Source organism: Neorhizobium descurainiae, assembly GCF_051400715.1.
Taxonomy (GTDB): domain Bacteria; phylum Pseudomonadota; class Alphaproteobacteria; order Rhizobiales; family Rhizobiaceae; genus Neorhizobium.
Genome location: NZ_JBLFFK010000003.1, coordinates 330,512 through 353,082 on the forward strand (window position 1 = coordinate 330,512; position 22,571 = coordinate 353,082).

At 61.6% G+C, this 22,571-nt stretch carries 16 protein-coding genes and 4 tRNA genes; 14 read left to right on the plus strand and 6 right to left on the minus strand.

What is annotated here, in order from left to right:
• Nucleotides 1–18: 18 nt before the first annotated feature.
• On the minus strand, nt 19–792 hold the full coding sequence (locus ACMGE0_RS08265) for an NAD kinase (RefSeq protein WP_436815381.1): 774 nt from the start codon (nt 790–792) through the stop codon (nt 19–21).
• Between the two features lie 252 nt (nt 793–1,044).
• Here ACMGE0_RS08265 and ACMGE0_RS08270 point away from each other — a divergent pair.
• Nucleotides 1,045–1,120, plus strand: a tRNA-Thr gene (locus tag ACMGE0_RS08270).
• A gap of 92 nt (nt 1,121–1,212) precedes the next feature.
• Here ACMGE0_RS08270 and ACMGE0_RS08275 read toward each other — a convergent pair.
• The 4 genes from ACMGE0_RS08275 to ACMGE0_RS08290 all read right to left on the minus strand — a co-directional run bounded on the left by ACMGE0_RS08275 (nt 1,213) and on the right by ACMGE0_RS08290 (nt 5,216).
• Complete coding sequence (locus tag ACMGE0_RS08275; RefSeq protein WP_436815382.1) at nt 1,213–2,514, minus strand: UDP-glucose dehydrogenase family protein; 1,302 nt, start codon at nt 2,512–2,514, stop codon at nt 1,213–1,215.
• Nucleotides 2,515–2,739: 225 nt separating this feature from the next.
• Complete coding sequence (gene cysQ / locus ACMGE0_RS08280; RefSeq protein ID WP_436815514.1) at nt 2,740–3,528, minus strand: 3'(2'),5'-bisphosphate nucleotidase CysQ; 789 nt, start codon at nt 3,526–3,528, stop codon at nt 2,740–2,742.
• Between the two features lie 80 nt (nt 3,529–3,608).
• Nucleotides 3,609–4,178: a DUF982 domain-containing protein gene (locus ACMGE0_RS08285; RefSeq protein ID WP_436815383.1), complete on the minus strand. Its 570-nt coding sequence runs from the start codon at nt 4,176–4,178 to the stop codon at nt 3,609–3,611.
• A gap of 159 nt (nt 4,179–4,337) precedes the next feature.
• Entirely contained in the window at nt 4,338–5,216 is an 879-nt protein-coding gene (locus ACMGE0_RS08290; RefSeq protein ID WP_436815384.1) for a TrmH family RNA methyltransferase, read from the minus strand.
• Between the two features lie 208 nt (nt 5,217–5,424).
• Between ACMGE0_RS08290 and ACMGE0_RS08295 the strand changes: the two genes are divergently transcribed.
• The 3 genes from ACMGE0_RS08295 (at nt 5,425) to tuf (ending at nt 7,051) form a co-directional block, all read left to right on the plus strand.
• A tRNA-Tyr gene (locus ACMGE0_RS08295) sits at nt 5,425–5,509 on the plus strand.
• A 25-nt stretch (nt 5,510–5,534) separates the two neighbouring features.
• Nucleotides 5,535–5,608, plus strand: a tRNA-Gly gene (locus tag ACMGE0_RS08300).
• A gap of 267 nt (nt 5,609–5,875) precedes the next feature.
• A complete protein-coding gene (gene tuf / locus ACMGE0_RS08305) occupies nt 5,876–7,051 on the plus strand; it encodes an elongation factor Tu (protein ID WP_436815385.1) in 1,176 nt (391 codons plus the stop codon).
• 101 nt (nt 7,052–7,152) lie between these two features.
• Here the strand turns inward: tuf and ACMGE0_RS08310 are convergent, their stop codons facing one another.
• Entirely contained in the window at nt 7,153–8,445 is a 1,293-nt protein-coding gene (locus ACMGE0_RS08310) for a capsule polysaccharide biogenesis protein (RefSeq protein WP_436815386.1), read from the minus strand.
• A gap of 163 nt (nt 8,446–8,608) precedes the next feature.
• Here ACMGE0_RS08310 and ACMGE0_RS08315 point away from each other — a divergent pair, with 163 nt between their 5' ends.
• The 10 genes from ACMGE0_RS08315 to rpoC all read left to right on the plus strand — a co-directional run bounded on the left by ACMGE0_RS08315 (nt 8,609) and on the right by rpoC (nt 22,537).
• Nucleotides 8,609–9,985, plus strand: a complete 1,377-nt coding sequence (locus tag ACMGE0_RS08315) for a capsule polysaccharide biogenesis protein (RefSeq protein WP_436815387.1) — start codon at nt 8,609–8,611, stop codon at nt 9,983–9,985.
• A gap of 105 nt (nt 9,986–10,090) precedes the next feature.
• Nucleotides 10,091–10,166 (plus strand) — tRNA-Trp (locus tag ACMGE0_RS08320).
• A gap of 199 nt (nt 10,167–10,365) precedes the next feature.
• Nucleotides 10,366–10,566, plus strand: a complete 201-nt coding sequence (secE, locus tag ACMGE0_RS08325) for a preprotein translocase subunit SecE (protein WP_085423125.1) — start codon at nt 10,366–10,368, stop codon at nt 10,564–10,566.
• Nucleotides 10,567–10,582: 16 nt separating this feature from the next.
• The gene (nusG, locus tag ACMGE0_RS08330) at nt 10,583–11,113 is read left to right on the plus strand and encodes a transcription termination/antitermination protein NusG (protein WP_085423126.1); all 531 of its coding nucleotides are present in this window, start codon (nt 10,583–10,585) and stop codon (nt 11,111–11,113) included.
• 179 nt (nt 11,114–11,292) lie between these two features.
• Entirely contained in the window at nt 11,293–11,724 is a 432-nt protein-coding gene (rplK, locus tag ACMGE0_RS08335) for a 50S ribosomal protein L11 (RefSeq protein WP_085423127.1), read from the plus strand.
• 1 nt (nt 11,725) lies between these two features.
• Nucleotides 11,726–12,421, plus strand: a complete 696-nt coding sequence (rplA, locus tag ACMGE0_RS08340) for a 50S ribosomal protein L1 (protein WP_436815388.1) — start codon at nt 11,726–11,728, stop codon at nt 12,419–12,421.
• A gap of 364 nt (nt 12,422–12,785) precedes the next feature.
• Nucleotides 12,786–13,307 carry a 50S ribosomal protein L10 gene (gene rplJ / locus ACMGE0_RS08345; RefSeq protein ID WP_113131338.1) on the plus strand — a complete coding sequence of 174 codons (522 nt, stop codon included), beginning with the start codon at nt 12,786–12,788 and terminating at the stop codon, nt 13,305–13,307.
• 60 nt (nt 13,308–13,367) lie between these two features.
• Nucleotides 13,368–13,751, plus strand: a complete 384-nt coding sequence (rplL, locus tag ACMGE0_RS08350; protein WP_436815389.1) for a 50S ribosomal protein L7/L12 — start codon at nt 13,368–13,370, stop codon at nt 13,749–13,751.
• 255 nt (nt 13,752–14,006) lie between these two features.
• Nucleotides 14,007–18,143, plus strand: a complete 4,137-nt coding sequence (rpoB, locus tag ACMGE0_RS08355) for a DNA-directed RNA polymerase subunit beta (protein ID WP_436815390.1) — start codon at nt 14,007–14,009, stop codon at nt 18,141–18,143.
• A 185-nt stretch (nt 18,144–18,328) separates the two neighbouring features.
• Entirely contained in the window at nt 18,329–22,537 is a 4,209-nt protein-coding gene (gene rpoC / locus ACMGE0_RS08360; RefSeq protein ID WP_436815391.1) for a DNA-directed RNA polymerase subunit beta', read from the plus strand.
• Nucleotides 22,538–22,571 lie beyond the last annotated feature (34 nt).

Here is a 22,571-nt window from a genome sequence, read left to right on the forward strand (position 1 = left end):
GGGCCGGCTGACGTTGGGTCAGTTGTTGAACTGTTCGGCAAGAATCCGGTCCGACCAGGAATGGTCCGGATCGGAAAGAATACGCGCGGTCACCTCGGCCGATTGCGCCACCCGGACATGCAGCACGGATTTGACCTCGACATTGTCGGCGACCGCATTGACCGGGCGTTTGTCCGGTTCGAGGATGTCGAGATCGACGCAGACATGGTTCGGCAGCAGCGCGCCGCGCCAGCGCCGTGGCCGGAAGGCCGAAACCGGCGTCATGGCGAGCAGCGGCGCTTCGAGCGGCAGGATCGGGCCGTGAGCGGAGAGATTGTAGGCGGTCGAGCCGGCAGGGGTTGCGATCATCAGGCCGTCGCAGATGAGCTCCTCCAGCCGCACGTGGCCGTCGATCTCCACCTTCAGCTTGGCCGCCTGATAGGACTGCCGGAAGAGGTAGACCTCGTTGATGGCGAGCGCAATGGATGTGGAACCGTCCTCGTTGGTGGTCGTCATCTTGAGCGGGTGGAATTCGTTCTCGACGGCCGCTTCGATGCGCTCGTGGAGTTTCTCCGTGCGGTAGTTGTTCATCAGGAAGCCGACCGAACCGCGATTCATGCCGTAGACGCTTTTCCCGGTATTGATCGTCTCGCGCAGCGTCTGCAGCATGAAGCCGTCGCCGCCGAGCGCCACGATCACGTCGGATTCTTCCGTGCGCACATTGCCGTAGAGACGCACCAGTTCTTCCAGTCCGGACTGCGCTTCCGGCGCTGTGGAGGCGATGAAGGAAAGCTTTTTGGGCTGGGACGACATGAACGGGCCTTTGACGGTGCCGCCGCCCGACTGGGCGCGCTAGGGACGCTGTAACCGGTTGACCTAACACGATCCTGTGACAGGACCATGCCGGCGGGACGGCCTTAGGTACAGGAAAAACCGGCCTCTGGACAAGCGCCTTGGCCCATCGGGCAATCTGGCTTCCCCGGCACACGATGTTCCGGTTTAAACCATCATGGCGATTTTCCCTTTACAGGAAGGGAAAATCTGGTAACTCCCCGTCTCGAAAGTGCCCTTGTAGCTCAGTTGGTAGAGCACCTGATTTGTAATCAGGGGGTCGCGGGTTCGAACCCTGCCGGGGGCACCACTTCCACGCTGTAGCAGGCAGCCTTCCCCATAGCTCCGAATTGATAATGGTGGGTGGGCGCAGAGCTTTGCCCCTGCGCCCTGCTTTTACCGTCAGACCTTGCCCACGCCGGTATAGGTAAAACCGTGGGCCTCGACTTCGGGCCTGCGGTAGACGTTGCGCAGATCGACGAGGACCGGCGCCTTCATGACGGACTTGAGGCGTTCGAGGTCGAGCGCGCGGAACTCGTTCCACTCGGTGACGAGAACGGCGACATCGGCGCCTTCGGCCGCCTGATAGGGACCGCTCGCAAATTCGATCTCCATGAGCTGCCTTGCGTTTGCCATGCCCTCCGGATCGTAGCCGGAAACGATCGCGCCCGCATCCTTCAGCGTCTGGACCACCGCGATTGCCGGGCTGTCCCGCATATCGTCCGTGTTCGGCTTGAAGGTGAGGCCGAGGACGGCGATCTTCTTGCCGCGCACGTCGCCGCCGGCGGCGGCGATCACCTTGCGGCCCATGGCGCGCTTGCGGTTGTCGTTGACGGCGATGGTCGTCTCGATCAGGCGAACCGGGCTGTCATGGTCCTGCGCGGTCTTGGCAAGCGCCAGCGTGTCCTTCGGGAAGCAGGAGCCGCCGTAGCCGGGACCTGCATGCAGGAATTTCGAGCCGATACGGCCGTCGAGGCCAATGCCGCGCGAGACGTCCTGCACGTCGGCGCCGACCCGTTCGCAGAGATCCGCCATCTCGTTGATGAAGGTGATCTTCATCGCCAGGAAGCCGTTCGCGGCATATTTGATGAGCTCGGACGTGCGGCGGCTGGTGAAGAGGAGCGGCGACTGGTTGAGATAGAGCGGCCGGTAGACTTCGGTCATGACGGCGCGGGCGCGTTCGTCGGAAAGGCCGACCACGATCCGGTCCGGCCGCTTGAAGTCCTCGATCGCCGCACCCTCGCGCAGGAATTCCGGGTTGGAGACGACGGCGAAATCCGCTTGCCGGTTGGTTTCCCGGATGATCCGCTCGACCTCGTCGCCGGTGCCGACCGGGACGGTGGACTTGGTGACCACGACGGTGAAGCCCTTGATCGCCGCGGCGATTTCCCGGGCCGCGGCATAGACGTAGCCGAGGTCGGCATGTCCGTCGCCGCGGCGCGACGGCGTGCCGACGGCGATGAAGACGACGTCGGCATCGGCAACCGCGCTGCCGAGATCGGTGGTGAAGGAAAGACGTCCGGCCTTGACGTTCGATTCGACCAGCGCGTCCAGTCCCGGCTCGAAGATCGGGATGACGCCCTTCTTCAGCGCCTCGATCTTTTCCACCGCCTTGTCCACGCAGATCACGTCATGTCCGAAATCCGCAAAGCAGGCTCCCGAAACCAGGCCGACGTAACCCGATCCAACCATTACAATACGCATCAGCAATCCCCGTCACGGTTAAGCAGAACGTCTGCTTTCATCTGCAATTTTCCTATTCGCTTCCGGTTTTTATTGCAACGCATCATCAGAGAATAGAATTAATTCCACCGGGTTGCGTTGCATCTTCCGAACTATGCGATTCGGCAGGCCGCCGCCCGCCCGCGAAAATCGGCGGTCTCTGTGACCGCGGTGTGAATGGCTCCGGTTCGCGGCCTCGGCGGTGTCTCAAGCCGGGTTCTTGCGCCGGCCCCAGGCGATGAAATCGGGATTGACGAAATCCACCAGACCCGCCTGTCCGGTCTTGCCGTAACGCAGCGGTCCGCCATCAAGCTGGAGCGTCGCGCCGCCGGCTGCGCGCAATACCGCATCGCCCGCCGCCGTATCCCATTCCATCGTCCGTCCGAAACGGGGATAGAGGTCGGCCGCCCCTTCCGCCAGCAGGCAGAATTTCAAGGACGAGCCGATGCAGCGGATGTCCAGGGCCCCCGACGCCTTGAGGAAGGCTTCGGTCTCGCCGGAGCTATGGGAGCGGCTTGCGACCGCGACCGGCGGCGTCTCGACCTGCCTGGCCAGGATCGGCTCCCGGGTAGACACGGCCATGTCATCATCGACGATGAGCTTCACCGCTTCTCCGCCGCCGCCGAGATAGGCGACATGGAGGGCAGGGGCGTAAACGACGCCCAGCACGGGCGCGCCGTTCTCGATCAGGGCGATGTTGACCGTGAAATCCGGGTAGCCGCTGATGAACTCCTTGGTTCCGTCGAGCGGATCGACAAGGATGAAGGAGCGCCCTTCGATCGCGGGGATACGTCCCATAGCGGCGGCTTCCTCAGCGACCACCGGAATATCCGGACACGCCTGGGCGAGCTCGGCCAGGATGATCGCCTCGGCCCGCTCGTCCGCCTCCGTCACCGGCGAGCGGTCGGCCTTGTAGCTGGTGTTCGGCCCCGCTTTCTGGACATCTAAAATGGCCTTGCCTGCGAGCAGCGCGGCTTTTTCGAATGTAGCGAGCATGGAGTTCATGGCGGGCGGTCACATCAATTTGCAAAGCACCTGCAATGACATGTTTGCCCACCACTTGGGAGTCTTAAAAACTAGCGGATCCCGCGATTCGGTCTTCGCCGGGCGTCGATGTCGATGTTCAGGAGATCGGCCGCGTTCCTGCACGTCTCCAAGAGGATCATGCCAAGTATCTCCGCCAAGCGTACGAGCAATTCCCGCATCCCGATCCTCTCGGGTCGGAGCGCATCGGAAGGCGGCCCATCCCAGGAAATGACGGGCCCGGATATCTGCCTTCCGTCAAGGACATCTATCGGTGGCGCGAGCTGCGTAGCGCCGGCATGGGATGGGTCGAAATGCTCCTGGAGATCATCGCTGAGGCTGGGAAACAACGTCCATTGGGCGTCCAGAAAGGTTTCCGGCTGAACGTGATATCCCGCGTCCAGAGCGGCTTCTATGAAGTCGGCGCGCGCCAGGCCTGCTATGGCTTTTCCGGTCAGGACGTCGCGGCAGGTCGTCACCGCTGTCACATGGGCCTCGCTCCGCTTTGCGGGCCAGGCTCCGAGAAGCGTCAGGGCCGCCTCCAGCGTATCGGAAACGGTCACGAGGCCGGGTCGTCCATACATTTCCAGAACGACGGGCTTTCTCCAGGTTCCGCGATCCATCCCCATCTCCCAGCAAGAACATTAGGAGGATTTCATATAAAGCTTGCGCGGAGATGGATTTCGACCGGCAGTTGAAGCGAAAGCGGTCATCCCGCCTTCGCTGGTGGTCCTTTTCCTCCGACATTTGAATGAGCGCCCATCCTTGGTGGGGATCAAATGTCAAATTCGCTCCGCCAGATGCTGCCGCGTGGCATAAAGCGCCACGGCGGCTGCATTCGAGACGTTGAGCGATTTGATCGCACCCGGCATGTCGAGCCTTGCCAGCGCCGTCACGGTCTCGCGGGTCTTCTGCCGCAGGCCCTTGCCTTCGGAGCCTAGCACCAGCGCGATCCGGTCGCCGGCGAACGTGCCTTCGAGCGGCGCCGGTCCTTCCGAGTCGAGCCCAATCGTCTGGAAGCCGAGCCGATGCAGGTCGCTGAGCGCATCCGCGAGATTGGTGATCTGTATATAAGGTATGAGTTCGAGCGCGCCCGAGGCCGATTTGGCAAGCACGCCGGATTCCGTCGGGCTGTGTCTCTGGGTGGTGATGATCGCGCCCGCGCCGAAAGCGACGGCCGAACGCATGATCGCCCCGACATTATGCGGGTCGGTCACCTGGTCGAGGACGAGGAGCAGCGGGCTTTCCTTGAGCGCTTCCAGCCGGCGCACCGGAAGCGGCCGGGTCTCCAGCATCGCACCCTGGTGGATCGCCTCGGGGCCGAGCACTCTATCGATATCCTGCGGCGTGACGAATTCGACCGGGAAGGGAAGGGCGGTCGCCTCGCCGATATCGAGCCGCGCAAAGGCGTTCTGCGTCACCGACAGCTTGATCAGCTTGCGCTCGGGATTGTCGAGCGCGGCGCGCACGGTATGCAGGCCATAGAGAAAGACCTGTTCCGGCTGAAGCTGCGGCGGCTTCCAGTCCTTGTTGGATTTCGGCCGCTTCTGCGGCGGCGTCGGAATTTCGCCGCGCTCGCGCTTGGCGTCGCGCACGGCGCGGCGCAGCGAGGCGTAATGGCTGTCGCGGCCGGATTTGTCCTGTGGGTCTTCCTTGCTCATGGCGCCTTATAGCGGTGCCGGCTCGTTCGGCAAAGCCCTCCCGCGGCCGGGAGGCGCAGGTCGCGGGGCAATTTATTTTTTCGTCATTTTTCCAAAAGCCTCGTGTTGACAGACGGGAACGGTGCGGTCATATACGCGGCGCAGATCGCGGGACGAGGAAACGTTCTTCGGTCTGACGAGCTTGGTCAGCAGATCCAGACGGAAAACTGGAGGGATGCCCGAGTGGTTAAAGGGGACGGACTGTAAATCCGTTGGCTCAGCCTACGTTGGTTCAAATCCAACTCCCTCCACCATTCTGTCGCCGGATCGGACCACCCCGCGGGTATAGCTCAATGGTAGAGCAGCAGCCTTCCAAGCTGAATACGCGGGTTCGATTCCCGCTACCCGCTCCAAGACTTTCATCCATTTGGCCGTGCTGCCTCTCACGAGGCGACCTCCGGTGATGCCTTGTCCGGGTGCATCCGGCGAGGAGGCGATCTCTTCCTCGGTCGCTGGTGCCGGCGATGAGACTTTCGGCGCCCGTCTGACGCAGGTTTCCCGGCTCCCCCTTGTCCCGGCGCGTGCCGTAATTATGTCTTGCGCATTCTGGTGGAAAGCCTTAAACGGCGACACCAAACCCGGTCGCCGGGTTCACCTCTTATGTTCACAGGAAGCATTCAATGGCAAAGAGCAAGTTTGAGCGGAACAAGCCGCACGTCAACATCGGCACGATTGGTCACGTTGACCATGGGAAGACGTCGTTGACGGCGGCGATCACGAAGTATTTCGGCGAGTTCAAGGCCTATGACCAGATCGACGCGGCGCCGGAAGAGAAGGCGCGCGGCATCACCATCTCGACGGCGCATGTCGAGTATGAGACGCCGGCCCGCCACTATGCTCACGTCGACTGCCCCGGCCACGCCGACTATGTGAAGAACATGATCACCGGTGCGGCGCAGATGGACGGCGCGATCCTGGTTGTTTCGGCCGCCGACGGCCCGATGCCGCAGACGCGCGAGCACATCCTGCTGGCCCGCCAGGTCGGCGTACCGGCGATCGTGGTGTTCCTGAACAAGGTGGACCAGGTCGACGACGCTGAGCTTCTGGAGCTTGTCGAGCTGGAAGTGCGCGAGCTTCTGTCGTCCTACGACTTCCCGGGCGACGACATTCCGATCGTCAAGGGTTCGGCGCTTGCGGCACTGGAAGATTCGGACAAGAAGATCGGCGAAGACGCGATCCGCGAGCTGATGGCGCAGGTGGATGCCTATATCCCGACGCCGGAGCGTCCGATCGACCAGCCGTTCCTGATGCCGATCGAAGACGTGTTCTCGATCTCGGGCCGCGGCACGGTTGTGACGGGCCGCGTCGAGCGCGGCATCATCAAGGTGGGCGAGGAAGTCGAGATCGTCGGCATCCGTCCGACGACGAAGACGACCTGCACGGGCGTCGAGATGTTCCGCAAGCTGCTCGACCAGGGCCAGGCGGGCGACAACATCGGCGCGCTGCTGCGCGGTGTCGACCGCAACGGCGTCGAGCGCGGGCAGATCCTGTGCAAGCCGGGTTCGGTGAAGCCGCACAAGAAGTTCAAGGCGGAAGCCTACATCCTGACGAAGGAAGAGGGTGGCCGTCATACGCCGTTCTTCACCAACTACCGTCCGCAGTTCTACTTCCGCACGACGGACGTGACGGGCATCGTGACGCTGCCGGAAGGCACGGAAATGGTGATGCCGGGCGACAACGTGACGGTCGATGTCGAGCTGATCGTGCCGATCGCCATGGAAGAGAAGCTGCGCTTCGCCATCCGCGAAGGCGGCCGCACCGTCGGCGCAGGCATCGTCGCTTCCATCGTCGAGTGATCGACACCATATCGGAATAAGAGGGCCTCGCCGGAAACGGCGGGGCCCTTTGCTTTTGAGAATGCCGCAGAGCGAGCGGGCCTTCTCACCTTGAGTCAATCCTAGGGAAAGAGCTCGCTCTCGTAACGGAAGGATGCGGGGCCCCGTGGCTTGCGAAAGGCGAGGGGAAGCCTGTCTTCGGTTTCCATGAGCCGTTCGGCGACATTCTCGACACCGGCCTGAATTGCCTGCCGGCCGATGAAGCCGCCGCGCACCTGCGTGGTCGCCGCAAGCGCCCGCATGAAGGCATCGAAGAGGTCCGGATCGGGAGCGACAGGTCTCTGCCAGAAGGCGGCGAGGCTGTCCTGAAAGGTGAGCCCGGGCACATCGTAGATCGCAGATCCCAGCGCAACGACCGGCTTTCCCGCGGCGAGCGCCGTCAGTCCCACCGTCGAATTGACCGTCACGATGCCGCTGGACTTTTGGATCAAAGCGTCCGTATCGCCGCCGTCTGCGACGAACACTCGTCCGGCAACCCCATGCTTTCCCGCTGCTTTACCGATGCGATCTGGCCAGCGCGACAGTCCGTTGTCGATCGGGTGGACCTTGAAGAGCAGGTGGCTTCCGGCCGGGGCATGCCGGGCGAAGGATGCGACGGCCGCGTCGACGAGCCTGAAGAGATCGCCTCCGGGCGCATGCCGGCGGATCTGGTAATCGCCTGGCAATTGAAGCGGAAACAGGAAGAATTCTGCATTCCCGTTCGCATCGGGCGCCAGAGAGGCCGCTATCGCCTTCTCGGCCTCGCGTCGGCGCTTGCCCGCCGTCAGGCCTTTCCAGAACCAGCCGCTGTACTCGACCAGCGGATGGACCGGGCCATGCGTCCGGTAGTGCGGATGAACGAGCCAGCCGAGAACGACGTTCGGAATGTGGTAGGTGAGGTCGTAAAGCGCATAGGTGAGAAAGCTCGACCGGTAAAGGCCGCCGGACGGGACCGCCGGTCGGCCCGCAGCCAGCGCTTCGATCTCGCGCGGCTCCCGCGGGAACCGGGAATGAGCGGACATGCCGTCCGGTTCGACGGTCAGCCAGTCGGGCCTCAGATAGCCGTGTTCCAGAATATGGACGCGAAGCCCCTCGCGAATGCCGATGTCCGCGGCTGCTGCATGAATGCGCCGGCCATCACCTAACATGACAATGTCGGTGATATTGTGATCGCGAATGTAGCATTCGAGATACACCGGCCACTTATCGTTGCGATCTTTGAAGAAGTCGCTTTCCTTTGGCCACCAAAAGACCAGATCTCCGAGGCAGACGCTGAGTTTCTTGACGGAAGCGCCTTTCTTTTCCACCGCTTCCGCCAGCGACCTGAGGAAAGGCGAGGCTGGCCCCTGAAGGAACAGGAACGTGCGTGATTTCATATCGCACAACCTGTGGGAATGATATAAGGCTTCGGGTTCGGCATTGACGGGGGAACTGCCTTGATGAAAATACCTTTCGATGTTTAGCGGCAAATCTGGCAATTGACACCGTTTTTGTCAGTCGTTCCTGGCGTACCGAGTCACAAACAACATTGGTTTTCGCATGACCAAAGTCCTCTTCCTGCAGGGTCCTCCTTCCGTTTTCTGGCGAGAGCTGGCCGAAGCGTTCGAGGCGCAGGGTATCGGAACGCAGCGCGTGAACTTCTCATTCGGCGACCAGCTCTACTGGCGCAGGCGCGGAGCGGTCAACTATCGCGGCACCTTGCGGGCCTGGCCGCGCTACCTGGCGGACCTGATTCGCCGGGAAGGCGTCACGGATATCCTCTATTATGCGGACCGGTTGCCTTATCACCGGCTGGCGACACGCGTGGCCCGCAAGTTCGGCGTCCGATGTCATGCTGTGGAATTCGGCTATTTGAGGCCGGATTGGATCACCCTCGAACGGAACGGCATGGGACGCTTTTCCCATTTTCCAAGCGATCCGGATCACATCCGCAGGATTGCGAAACAGGTGGGCGTTCCGGATCTGAAGGCCCATTACGGCCACACCTTCGGGCAGGAGGCGACGAACGAGGTTGTTTATAATCTCGCCGCCTATTTCGGCCGGGCGATGTTTCCGTTTTATCGTTCGGACAAATATTACGATCCTCTTTTCGATTATCTCTCCTGGCTGCCGCGCATGTTCCGCCCGCGGCACGATCTTCCGGAAGGCTTCCTGGAGGACGAGACCCGGATCAACTACCTGCTGGCGCTGCAATTGCAGAGCGACTATCAGATCCGCGCGAATTCGCCCTACCGGCATCTTTCGCAGATGCTCGAGCAGGTGATGCAGTCCTTTTCGCGCCATGCGCCCGAAGGCAGCCGGCTGATCGTCAAGCAGCACCCGCTCGACAACGATCTGGAAGGATGGCGCAAGGTGGTTGCGCGGTTGGCGGCGCGTCATCGCGTTGCCGGCCGGGTGGTCTTCATCGAGAAGGGGGATCTCAGCAGGATTCTCAAACGATCCCAGGGTGTCGTTATCGTCAATTCCACCACCGGCCTCCAGAGCCTGCGCCTCGGCATACCGACCATCGCTCTCGGTTCGGCGATCTACGACATTCCCGGCCTCACCCATCAAGGCGGGCTGGACAGCTTCTGGCGCCATCCCGAACCGATCGACAATGAGTTGCTGGCCGATTTCGTCAAGGCGCTGGCCGGCACCATTCAGGTGAAAGGCAACTTCTACAACGAGGACGGCCGCAGGTTTGGCATCGAGGCGATCGTCGCCCGCGTCGCAGGGGGGATGGTCAACCAGCCGGACGCCTATGTGGAAAGGCCGCCGCGTCTTTCCTGGCGTCGTCTTCCGCCCCTGCCCGAAAGAAACGCCCAGTCTTCGGGCGTGCTGCCGGGCAAGGAAATCCTGGCGGGCGGGCCGGAGCCGGCGCTTTCCGTCGGGCGCTTTGTGAAGCCTTCGGACTCCGGCAACAGAAACCTGAGTTAGAACGCGGGGATATTCAAAAACGCTCTTGCAAAGCGTGGCGCATCCCCTTAAAGGGAGCGCCTAGCTTGCCGGCGGCAAAGGACTGTCCGTTTCCGCCGGGGTTGAAGGGGTATAGCTCAGTTGGTAGAGCGGCGGTCTCCAAAACCGCAGGTCGGGGGTTCGAGCCCCTCTGCCCCTGCCATTTCCGATGATTGGCGCGAGATTGAACGCAGCGGAATTGTCTGAAATTGGCGTGCCGAACGAAGGGACGAAATTTCATCGAACACTGTTTTCCCTCTTGTGTAAAGGGGAAGGGGTGTTTATGTAGAGTTCAAAACAGACACGCGGTGCGTGGGGCTGAGCGAGGTCAGCTTTACGCGCCGTAATTGCGTGGGCAGTCGATGGCATCCAAAACCAATCCCGTTACGTTTCTGCGCCAGGTGCGCTCTGAAGCGGCTAAAATTCATTGGCCGTCTCGGCGCGAGACAATGATCTCCACGGCCATGGTGCTGGTGATGGTTATTTTTGCTGCGCTGTTTTTCTTCGCTGCGGACCAGTTGATTGGCTGGTTGTTACGTCTCGTACTGAACGTCAGCGTTTGATTCTTGGAGAATGAAGATGGCGGCGCGCTGGTACATCGTCCACGCATATTCTAATTTTGAGAAGAAGGTTGCCGAGGATATCGAGAACAAGGCTCGCCAGAAGGGGCTTGAGCATCTGTTCGAGAAGATCCTGGTGCCGACTGAGAAGGTCGTTGAAGTGCGCCGTGGCCGCAAGGTCGATTCCGAGCGCAAGTTCTTCCCGGGCTATGTTCTTGTCCGGGCGAATCTGACCGATGAGGCTTATCACCTCATCAAGAACACGCCGAAGGTCACCGGTTTCCTCGGTTCCGACAACAAGCCGGTTCCGATCCCGGACTTCGAGGCCGAGCGCATTCTCGGTCAGGTCCAGGAAGGCGTGGAGCGGCCGAAGTCCTCGATCACGTTCGAGATCGGCGAGCAGGTCCGCGTCTCGGATGGTCCTTTCGCTTCTTTCAACGGCACCGTGCAGGATGTCGACGAGGAGCGTTCCCGCCTCAAGGTGGAGGTCTCGATCTTTGGTCGCGCGACCCCGGTCGAGCTGGAATACGGTCAGGTCGAAAAGGTCTGATGAATTTCGAGATGGGGCCGGCTGCTCGTGCGGCTGGCTTCGTGCGGCGTCTGCCGCAAATCGCGTGGGAGGGATGGCGCCTTTAGCCGGGAGCCCCGACCGAACCACGCAACCGCAGCCGCCGGAGAAATCCGGCATGTCGGGCCGGGAAGCCGGCCCATAACGAAAGGCAGAGAGAAATGGCTAAGAAGGTAGCAGGCCAGCTCAAGCTGCAGGTCAAGGCAGGATCGGCAAACCCGTCCCCGCCGATCGGCCCGGCGCTTGGTCAGCGTGGCATCAACATCATGGAATTCTGCAAGGCGTTCAACGCCGCCACGCAGGAAATGGAAAAGGGTATGCCGATCCCGGTCGTCATCACCTATTACCAGGACAAGTCCTTCACCTTCGCGATGAAGCAGCCGCCGGTCAGCTACTTCCTCAAGAAGGAAGCGAAGATCCAGTCCGGTTCCAAGACTCCGGGCAAGGGCGCCAAGGCCGGTACCCTCACCAAGGCTCAGATCAAGTCGATCGCCGAAGCCAAGATGAAGGACCTGAATGCCGCGGATATCGAAGGCGCAATGGCCATGATCGAGGGCTCCGCCCGCGCCATGGGCCTGGAAGTGGTGGCATAACATGGCAAAGCTTGCAAAGCGTATTCAGAAGATCCGCGAAGGCGTCGATCCGACCAAGCTCGTCGCGCTCAACGACGCCATATCGATGGTCAAGGCCCGTGCGACCGCGAAGTTCGACGAGACGGTCGAAATCGCCATGAATCTCGGTGTCGATCCGCGCCACGCAGACCAGATGGTCCGCGGCGTCGTCAATCTGCCGAACGGCACCGGCCGTGACGTTCGCGTCGCCGTTTTCGCCCGTGGCGCCAAGGCTGACGAAGCCAAAGCGGCCGGTGCGGACATCGTCGGCGCCGAAGACCTGGTCGAAATCGTCCAGGGCGGCAAGATCGACTTCGATCGCTGCATCGCCACGCCGGACATGATGCCGCTCGTCGGTCGTCTCGGCAAGGTGCTCGGCCCGCGTGGCATGATGCCGAACCCGAAGGTCGGCACGGTCACCATGGACGTCGCCGCAGCCGTCAAGGCCTCCAAGGGCGGCGCCGTCGAGTTCCGCGTCGAAAAGGCCGGTATCGTGCATGCCGGCGTCGGCAAAGCGTCGTTCGACGCCAAGGCGCTGGAAGAGAACATCAAGGCTTTCGCCGATGCGGTGATCAAGGCCAAGCCGGCTGGCGCCAAGGGCAACTACGTCAAGCGCGTGGCGATCTCCTCGACCATGGGCCCCGGCGTCAAGATCGATCCGGCCACGGTCACGGTCTGATCATAAGAATTTCCGGAGCTTTCGGGCTTCGGATGACTGAATTCCCGGTCCTTCGGGGCCGGGGATTTCCGGAGAAATCCGGAATTCCTGTCCGAGATTGCGGGTGGCTTCGGCCTTAATCGTTTGACCTGCATGAGACGGGTAAGACCCGAGATTTTTGAGGTGCCATGCGCCTCGCGAATTCGGTTCGAGCCTAGTGTGCCTTGTGCCTGGAGCCTTACGGCGACAGAGCGAGGGGACAGGATCCTCAAGCGTCGCTTGGGGTCCTAATCAAGGGACCATAGGGTCCCGAGACGGGCCCCTTGAGGCAAAGGCAACCCGATGGGACCTGCAGGATTGCGGTCCCGTCAACTGGAGACAGACAGTGGAAAGAGCGGAAAAGCGCGAATTTGTCACGGAGCTGAACGAAGTCTTCAAGGCTTCCGGTTCGGTTGTCGTGGCCCACTATGCTGGTGTCACAGTTGCGCAGATGAACGATTTTCGTTCGAAGATGCGCGCTGCTGGCGGCACCGTCAAAGTCGCGAAGAACCGTCTGGCCAAGATCGCTCTTCAGGGTACGGAGTCGGAAGGGATGTCAAATCTCTTCAAGGGTCAGACGCTGATCGCATTCAGCGAAGACCCGGTCACGGCTCCGAAGGTCGTCATGGATTTCGCCAAGACCAACGACAAGATCGTTGTCCTGGGCGGCGCCATGGGTGCAACCACGCTCTCTGCGGATGCGGTCAAGTCGCTTGCGACCCTGCCTTCGCTGGACGAGCTTCGCGGCAAGCTGCTGGGCCTCTTGAATGCTCCGGCCACCCGCGTCGCTACGGTTGTCGCGGCACCGGCAAGCCAGCTTGCCCGCGTGTTCGCGGCCTACGCCAAGAAGGACGAGGAAGCCGCTTAAGGCGGTTTTTCGCTGTTCATACCCAAACCAAGTTCGAACCGAATATAAGGAACTAGTAAAATGGCTGATCTCGCAAAGATCGTTGAAGACCTCTCTGCTCTGACCGTTCTGGAAGCTGCTGAGCTTTCCAAACTGCTCGAAGAGAAGTGGGGCGTTTCTGCCGCTGCTCCGGTAGCCGTTGCTGCCGCTGGCGGTGCTGCCGGCGGTGCTGCCGCTCCGGCTGAAGAAGAAAAGACCGAGTTCGACGTCATCCTCACGGATGCCGGCGCGAACAAGATCAACGTCATCAAGGAAGTCCGTGCCATCACCGGCCTCGGCCTCAAGGAAGCCAAGGACCTCGTCGAAGGCGCTCCGAAGGCTGTCAAGGAAGCCGTCTCCAAGGCTGAAGCCGCTGACCTCAAGAAGAAGCTTGAGGATGCCGGCGCCAAGGTCGACGTCAAGTAATATCGGAATGCGGTGGGAGAGGGGATTTCTCCTCTCCCACCGGTTTTCCTCCGAACAGATTACCCAGGAACCGTCAAAAACGGTTCCTGGGTAATGGGTTCTCGAGAGGATGGTCCCGAACCGAACCGAAAAGGCGATCCGGCCTGGCGTGTTGGGGAAGTGGGACGAGATTGGGAATACCCATTGATCGACGGGATCGACTGGCCAGCGAACCCCGTCCGTTGCAGGCCCGGATGCAATTTTGAAGGAGCGACGATGGCTCAGACCCTTTCGTTTAATGGTCGCAGGCGCGTACGCAAGTTTTTTGGAAAAATCCCCGAAGTCACTGAGATGCCGAACCTCATCGAGGTTCAGAAGGCGTCCTATGACCAATTTCTGATGGTCGACGAACCGAAGGGCGGCCGCCCGGACGAAGGTCTGAACGCCGTCTTCAAGTCCGTCTTCCCGATCACCGATTTTTCCGGCGCCTCCATGCTCGAATTCGTGTCCTACGAGTTCGAACCGCCGAAGTTCGACGTGGAAGAGTGCCGCCAGCGCGATCTGACCTATGCGGCGCCTCTTAAGGTGACGCTGCGTCTCATCGTGTTCGATATCGACGAGGATACCGGCGCGAAATCCATCAAGGACATCAAGGAACAGTCCGTCTACATGGGCGACATGCCGCTCATGACCGATAACGGTACGTTCATCGTGAACGGCACCGAACGCGTGATCGTGTCCCAGATGCACCGTTCGCCGGGTGTCTTCTTCGACCACGACAAGGGCAAGAGCCACTCTTCCGGCAAGCTGCTTTTCGCCGCCCGCGTCATTCCCTATCGCGGTTCCTGGCTCGACATCGAGTTCGACGCCAAGGACATCGTCTTCGCCCGTATCGACCGCCGCCGCAAGATCCCCGTGACCTCGCTTCTGATGGCGCTCGGCATGGACGGCGAGGATATCCTGTCGACCTTCTACTCGAAGTCGATCTACGAGCGCGACGGCGATGGCTGGCGGATTCCGTTCCAGCCGGAAACCCTGAAGGGTGCGAAGGCTCTCTCCGAGATGGTGGACGCCGACACCGGCGAAGTCGTCGTCGAGGCCGGCAAGAAGCTCACTCCGCGCCTCCTGCGCCAGCTCTCCGACAAGGGCCTGAAGGCGCTGAAGGCCACCAATGACGATCTCTACGGCAACTATCTCGCCGAAGACGTCGTCAATTTGGAAACCGGCGAGATCTACCTGGAAGCCGGCGACGAGATCGACGAGAAGACCCTGCCGATCATCCTGAACGCAGGCTTCGACGAAATCCCGATTCTCGGCATCGACCACATCAATGTCGGCGCCTATATCCGCAACACGCTTGCGGCCGACAAGAACGAGAACCGCCAGGACGCGCTTTTCGACATCTATCGCGTCATGCGTCCGGGCGAGCCGCCGACCATGGAATCGGCGGAAGCCATGTTCAATTCGCTGTTCTTCGACGCGGAGCGTTACGACCTCTCCGCCGTCGGCCGCGTGAAGATGAACATGCGCCTCGATCTCGATGTTGCCGACACGGTTCGCACGCTGCGCAAGGACGACATCCTGGCCGTGGTCAAGATGCTGGTCGAGCTGCGCGACGGCAAGGGCGAGATCGACGACATCGACAACCTCGGCAATCGCCGTGTCCGCTCGGTCGGTGAATTGATGGAGAACCAGTATCGCCTGGGTCTCCTGCGCATGGAGCGCGCTATCAAGGAACGCATGTCGTCGATCGAGATCGACACCGTCATGCCGCAGGACCTGATCAACGCGAAGCCGGCTGCCGCCGCGGTTCGTGAATTCTTCGGCTCCTCGCAGCTGTCGCAGTTCATGGACCAGGTGAACCCGCTTTCGGAAATCACCCACAAGCGCCGTCTTTCGGCCCTTGGCCCGGGTGGTCTGACCCGCGAGCGCGCGGGCTTCGAAGTTCGCGACGTTCACCCGACCCATTACGGCCGCATTTGCCCGATCGAGACGCCGGAAGGCCCGAACATCGGTCTGATCAACTCGCTTGCGACCTTCGCCCGCGTCAACAAGTACGGCTTCATCGAGAGCCCGTACCGCAGGATCGTCGACGGCAAGGTGACCAACGACGTGCTTTACCTCTCCGCCATGGAAGAGGCGAAGTACTACGTCGCGCAGGCGAACGCTCCGATGAACGATGACGGCACCTTCGCCGAGGAGTTCGTGGTCTGCCGCCATTCCGGCGAAGTGATGCTTGCTCCGCGCGACACCATCAACCTGATGGACGTCTCGCCGAAGCAGCTCGTTTCGGTTGCCGCGGCGTTGATCCCGTTCCTGGAAAACGACGACGCCAACCGCGCGCTCATGGGCTCGAACATGCAGCGTCAGGCCGTGCCGCTGGTGCGCGCCGAGGCTCCGTTCGTCGGCACCGGCATGGAGCCGGTCGTCGCCCGCGATTCCGGTGCGGCGATCGCCGCCCGCCGTGGCGGCGTGGTCGACCAGGTCGATGCGACCCGTATCGTTATCCGCGCCACCGAAGACCTCGATCCGTCGAAGTCAGGCGTCGACATCTATCGTCTGCAGAAGTTCCAGCGTTCGAACCAGAACACCTGCGTCAACCAGCGTCCGCTGGTTTCCGTGGGTGACGTTCTGAACAAGGGCGACATCATCGCGGACGGTCCGTCGACCGACCTCGGCGACCTCGCTCTCGGCCGCAACGCGCTCGTCGCGTTCATGCCGTGGAACGGCTACAATTACGAAGACTCGATCCTGCTCTCCGAGCGCATCGTATCGGACGACGTGTTCACCTCCATCCACATCGAAGAATTCGAAGTGATGGCGCGTGACACCAAGCTTGGTCCGGAAGAAATCACGCGCGACATTCCGAACGTTTCGGAAGAGGCGCTGAAGAACCTCGACGAAGCCGGCATCGTCTATATCGGCGCCGAAGTCCAGCCGGGCGACATCCTCGTTGGCAAGATCACGCCGAAGGGCGAAAGCCCGATGACGCCGGAGGAAAAGCTCCTGCGCGCCATCTTCGGTGAAAAGGCTTCCGACGTTCGCGATACGTCCATGCGCATGCCTCCGGGCACGTTCGGCACGGTCGTCGAAGTCCGCGTCTTCAACCGTCACGGCGTCGAAAAGGACGAGCGCGCCATGGCGATCGAGCGTGAGGAAATCGAACGCCTCGCCAAGGACCGCGACGACGAACAGGCGATCCTCGACCGCAACGTCTATGGCCGTCTGACGGACATGCTGCGCGGCCAGATGTCGGTTGCCGGCCCGAAGGGCTTCAAGAAGGGCGTCGAGCTTTCGAACGCCGTGATCTCGGAATATCCGCGGTCGCAGTGGTGGATGTTCGCCGTCGAGGACGAGAAGGTCCAGGGCGAGATCGAAGCGCTTCGTGCCCAGTACGACGAATCCAAGTCGCGCCTTGAACAGCGCTTCATGGACAAGGTCGAAAAGGTCCAGCGCGGCGACGAAATGCCTCCGGGCGTCATGAAGATGGTCAAGGTCTTCGTCGCTGTGAAGCGCAAGATCCAGCCGGGCGACAAGATGGCCGGCCGTCACGGCAACAAGGGCGTCGTCTCCCGCATCGTTCCGGTCGAGGACATGCCGTTCCTCGAAGACGGTACGCATGTCGACATCGTTCTGAACCCGCTCGGCGTGCCGTCACGCATGAACGTCGGCCAGATCCTGGAAACGCACCTTGCCTGGGCTTGCGCCGGCATGGGCAGGAAGATCGGCCAGTTGCTGGAGGAGTACAGGAAGTCGAACGACATCTCCGGCCTCAAGACGGAGCTGAAGGACGTCTATGAGAGCCTCGCGAATGACGAAGTGGCGAACTTCGACGACGAGTCGCTCGTCCGTCTCGCCGAACAGTCGAAGCGCGGTGTTTCGATCGCGACGCCGGTCTTCGACGGCGCTCACGAGCCGGATGTGGCTTCCATGCTCAAGAAGGCCGGTCTCGATCCGTCGGGTCAGTCGGTCCTGTACGATGGCCGGACCGGTGAGCCCTTCGACCGCAAGGTCACGGTCGGCTACATGTACATGATCAAGCTGAACCACCTCGTGGATGACAAGATCCACGCCCGTTCGATCGGCCCGTACTCGCTCGTCACCCAGCAGCCGCTTGGTGGCAAGGCGCAGTTCGGCGGTCAGCGCTTCGGCGAAATGGAGGTCTGGGCTCTCGAAGCTTACGGCGCCGCCTACACGCTGCAGGAAATGCTGACCGTGAAGTCGGACGACGTGGCCGGCCGTACCAAGGTCTACGAAGCGATCGTCCGCGGCGACGACACGTTCGAGGCGGGCATTCCGGAGAGCTTCAACGTTCTCGTCAAGGAAATGCGCTCGCTCGGTCTGTCGGTCGAGCTCGAGAACTCCAAGATCGAGGCCCCGGCCGAGGGTCAGCTGCCCGACGCAGCCGAATAACGACAAGAAAGGCGCGCGCTTTTCGCGCGCGCCGCTCCCGCCGCCGGCTTTCGCCGGCAGGACCGGGGAACTTTTGCCGCATTTCGCGGCTATGACCATTTAAGAGCGCCGGACGGTCCGTCCCGGGAATTTGGACTGTACCGGTCGCAAGCCGAGGGCGTAACCCGCCCCTAAAGGAGATAGGCATGAACCAAGAGGTCATGAATCTTTTCAATCCGCAGGTGCCTGCGCAGCACTTCGATTCGATCCGTATCTCGATCGCGTCGCCGGAGAAGATTCTCTCCTGGTCCTACGGCGAAATCAAAAAGCCGGAGACCATCAACTACCGCACGTTCAAGCCGGAACGCGACGGCCTCTTCTGCGCGCGCATCTTCGGGCCGATCAAGGACTACGAGTGCCTGTGCGGCAAGTACAAGCGCATGAAGTACAAGGGCATCATCTGCGAAAAGTGCGGCGTCGAAGTCACGCTGTCGCGCGTTCGCCGTGAGCGCATGGGCCATATCGAGCTCGCTGCGCCCGTTGCCCACATCTGGTTCCTGAAGTCGCTTCCGTCCCGCATCGCGACCCTTCTCGACATGACGCTGAAGGATGTCGAGCGCGTTCTCTATTTCGAGAACTACATCGTCACCGAGCCGGGCCTGACCTCGCTCAAGGAGAACCAGCTTCTCTCCGAAGAGGAGTACATGATCGCCGTCGACGAGTTCGGCGAAGATCAGTTCACCGCGATGATCGGTGCCGAGGCCATCTACGAGATGCTCGCTTCGATGAATCTCGAAAAGATCGCCGGCGACCTGCGCTCCGAGCTTGCCGACACCACGTCGGATCTCAAGCAGAAGAAGCTGATGAAGCGCCTGAAGATCGTCGAGAACTTCATCGAATCCGGCAACCGCCCGGAATGGATGATCATGAAGGTCGTTCCGGTCATCCCGCCGGACCTGCGTCCGCTGGTTCCGCTGGATGGCGGCCGCTTTGCGACCTCCGACCTCAACGATCTCTATCGCCGCGTCATCAACCGCAACAACCGTCTGAAGCGCCTGATCGAACTGCGCGCTCCGGGCATCATCATCCGTAACGAAAAGCGCATGCTGCAGGAATCTGTGGACGCGCTGTTCGACAACGGCCGCCGCGGCCGCGTCATCACCGGCGCCAACAAGCGCCCGCTGAAGTCGCTCTCCGACATGCTGAAGGGCAAGCAGGGCCGCTTCCGTCAGAACCTGCTCGGCAAGCGTGTCGACTATTCCGGCCGTTCGGTCATCGTGACCGGCCCGGAACTGAAGCTGCACCAGTGCGGCCTGCCGAAGAAGATGGCGCTCGAACTCTTCAAGCCGTTCATCTACGCCCGTCTCGACGCCAAGGGGTATTCCTCGACCGTCAAGCAGGCGAAGAAGCTGGTCGAGAAGGAAAAGCCGGAAGTCTGGGATATCCTCGACGAGGTCATCCGCGAGCATCCGGTTCTGCTGAACCGTGCGCCGACGCTGCACCGCCTGGGCATCCAGGCCTTCGAACCCATCCTGGTCGAAGGCAAGGCGATCCAGCTGCATCCGCTCGTCTGCACGGCCTTCAACGCCGACTTCGACGGCGACCAGATGGCCGTTCACGTGCCGCTGTCGCTCGAAGCCCAGCTCGAAGCCCGCGTGCTGATGATGTCGACGAACAACATCCTGCATCCGGCCAACGGTGCCCCGATCATCGTGCCGTCGCAGGACATGGTTCTCGGCCTCTACTACCTGTCGATCATGAACCAGAACGAGCCGGGCGAGGGCATGGCCTTCTCCGACATGGGCGAACTGCACCACGCTCTGGAAAACAAGGTCGTCACCCTGCACGCCAAGATCAAGGGCCGCTTCAAGACCGTCGATGCCGAAGGCAAGCCGGTTTCGAAGATCTACGAGACCACGCCCGGCCGCATGATCATCGGTGAGCTCCTGCCGAAGAACGTCAACGTTCCCTTCGACATCTGCAACCAGGAAATGACCAAGAAGAACATCTCCAGGATGATCGACACGGTCTACCGTCATTGCGGGCAGAAGGACACGGTGATCTTCTGCGACCGCATCATGCAACTCGGCTTCACCCACGCCTGCCGCGCCGGCATTTCGTTCGGCAAGGACGACATGATCATTCCGGACAGCAAGCAGAAGATTGTCGGCGATACGGAAGCGCTGGTGAAGGAATACGAGCAGCAATACAACGACGGCCTGATCACCCAGGGCGAGAAGTACAACAAGGTCGTCGATGCCTGGGGCAAGGCCACCGAAAAGGTCGCCGAAGAGATGATGGCCCGCATCAAGGCCGTCGAATTCGACGACAACGGTCGCCAGAAGCCGATGAACTCGATCTACATGATGTCGCATTCGGGTGCTCGCGGTTCGCCGAACCAGATGCGCCAGCTCGGCGGCATGCGTGGCCTGATGGCGAAGCCGTCGGGTGAGATCATCGAGACGCCGATCATCTCGAACTTCAAGGAAGGCCTGACCGTGAACGAGTACTTCAACTCGACGCACGGTGCCCGCAAGGGTCTCGCAGACACCGCCTTGAAGACCGCGAACTCGGGCTACCTGACCCGCCGTCTCGTCGACGTCGCCCAGGATTGCATCGTCAACCTGGTCGATTGCGGTACCGACAAGGGCCTGACCATGACGGCGATCGTCGATGCCGGCCAGGTCGTGGCTTCGCTCGGCGCCCGTATCCTCGGCCGCACCGCGCTTGATGACATCGACAACCCGGTCACCGGCGAGAACATCGTCAAGGCCGGCCAGATGATCCTCGAGCCGCATGTTGTCGATATCGAGAAGGCCGGCATCCAGTCCGTCCGCATCCGTTCGGCGCTGACCTGCGAAGTGCAGACGGGCGTCTGCTCGGTCTGCTACGGCCGCGATCTGGCACGCGGTACGCCCGTCAACATCGGCGAGGCTGTCGGCGTCATTGCCGCTCAGTCGATCGGCGAGCCGGGCACGCAGCTCACCATGCGTACCTTCCACCTGGGCGGTACGGCGAACGTGGTCGACCAGTCGTTCCTGGAAGCGTCCTACGAAGGCACGATCCAGATCAAGAACCGCAACATGCTGCGCAACTCCGAAGGCGTACTCGTCGCGATGGGCCGCAACATGGCGATCACCATCCTGGACGAGCGCGGCGTCGAGCGGTCCTCGCAGCGCGTCGCCTACGGTTCGAAGCTGTTCGTGGATGACGGAGACAAGGTCCGCCGCGGCCAGCGTCTCGCCGAGTGGGACCCCTATACCCGCCCGATGATGACGGAAGTCGAAGGCACGGTTCAGTTCGAGGACGTCGTCGACGGCATCTCCGTTTCGGAATCGACCGACGAATCCACCGGCATCACCAAGCGCCAGGTCATCGACTGGCGTTCGACGCCGCGTGGCTCGGACCTGAAGCCTGCGATCATCATCAAGGACGCAGCCGGCAACATCGCCAAGCTCGGCCGTGGTGGCGAAGCCCGCTTCCAGCTGTCGGTCGATGCGATCCTGTCCGTCGAGCCGGGCCAGAAGGTCTCCCAGGGTGACGTTCTTGCCCGTATCCCGATGGAAAGCGCCAAGACCAAGGACATCACCGGCGGTCTGCCGCGTGTCGCCGAGCTCTTCGAAGCGCGCCGTCCGAAGGATCACGCCATCATCGCTGAGATCGATGGCACGATCCGCCTCGGCCGCGACTACAAGAACAAGCGTCGGGTCATGATCGAGCCGGCGGAAGACGGTGTCGAACCGGTCGAATACCTGATCCCGAAGGGCAAGCCTTTCCATCTTCAGGACGGCGACTACATCGAGAAGGGCGACTACATCCTCGACGGCAACCCGGCGCCGCACGACATCCTGGCGATCAAGGGCGTGGAAGCTCTGGCTTCCTACCTGGTCAACGAAATCCAGGAAGTCTACCGTCTGCAGGGCGTTGTCATCAACGACAAGCACATCGAGGTGATCGTCCGCCAGATGCTGCAGAAGGTCGAGATCACCGATGCCGGCGACAGCCAGTACATCGTCGGTGACAATGTCGACCGGATCGAGCTGGAAGACGCCAACGAGCGCCTTGCCGAGGAAGGCAAGAAGCTCGCCTACGGCGAACCGGTTCTGCTCGGCATCACCAAGGCGTCGCTGCAGACCCCGTCCTTCATCTCGGCCGCTTCCTTCCAGGAGACTACCAAGGTTCTCACGGAAGCTGCGATCGCCGGCAAGATGGACACGCTGCAGGGTCTCAAGGAGAACGTCATCGTCGGCCGCCTCATCCCGGCCGGTACGGGCGGCACCATGACCCAGATCCGCCGCATCGCCACCTCGCGCGACGACCTCATCCTCGAGGAGCGCAAGAAGGGCACCGGCGCATCGTCGGCCACCCCGATGCTGCAGGACATGGCAGGCGAAAACGCTCCCGCCGCCGAATAGGATTGCGGGGCAGGGCGCTCGTTCCGGGCGCCCT

Coding starts and splice junctions, on each gene's coding strand:
- ACMGE0_RS08310 (WP_436815386.1), bottom strand. CDS start 8,445: ATGAAATCACGCACGTTCCTGTTCCTTCAGGGGCCAGCCTCGCCTTTC.
- rplL (WP_436815389.1), top strand. CDS start 13,368: ATGGCTGATCTCGCAAAGATCGTTGAAGACCTCTCTGCTCTGACCGTT.
- rplK (WP_085423127.1), top strand. CDS start 11,293: ATGGCTAAGAAGGTAGCAGGCCAGCTCAAGCTGCAGGTCAAGGCAGGA.
- tuf (WP_436815385.1), top strand. CDS start 5,876: ATGGCAAAGAGCAAGTTTGAGCGGAACAAGCCGCACGTCAACATCGGC.
- rpoC (WP_436815391.1), top strand. CDS start 18,329: ATGAACCAAGAGGTCATGAATCTTTTCAATCCGCAGGTGCCTGCGCAG.
- ACMGE0_RS08290 (WP_436815384.1), bottom strand. CDS start 5,216: ATGAGCAAGGAAGACCCACAGGACAAATCCGGCCGCGACAGCCATTAC.
- rplA (WP_436815388.1), top strand. CDS start 11,726: ATGGCAAAGCTTGCAAAGCGTATTCAGAAGATCCGCGAAGGCGTCGAT.
- secE (WP_085423125.1), top strand. CDS start 10,366: ATGGCATCCAAAACCAATCCCGTTACGTTTCTGCGCCAGGTGCGCTCT.
- ACMGE0_RS08275 (WP_436815382.1), bottom strand. CDS start 2,514: ATGCGTATTGTAATGGTTGGATCGGGTTACGTCGGCCTGGTTTCGGGA.
- nusG (WP_085423126.1), top strand. CDS start 10,583: ATGGCGGCGCGCTGGTACATCGTCCACGCATATTCTAATTTTGAGAAG.
- cysQ (WP_436815514.1), bottom strand. CDS start 3,528: ATGCTCGCTACATTCGAAAAAGCCGCGCTGCTCGCAGGCAAGGCCATT.
- ACMGE0_RS08315 (WP_436815387.1), top strand. CDS start 8,609: ATGACCAAAGTCCTCTTCCTGCAGGGTCCTCCTTCCGTTTTCTGGCGA.
- ACMGE0_RS08285 (WP_436815383.1), bottom strand. CDS start 4,178: ATGGATCGCGGAACCTGGAGAAAGCCCGTCGTTCTGGAAATGTATGGA.
- ACMGE0_RS08265 (WP_436815381.1), bottom strand. CDS start 792: ATGTCGTCCCAGCCCAAAAAGCTTTCCTTCATCGCCTCCACAGCGCCG.
- rpoB (WP_436815390.1), top strand. CDS start 14,007: ATGGCTCAGACCCTTTCGTTTAATGGTCGCAGGCGCGTACGCAAGTTT.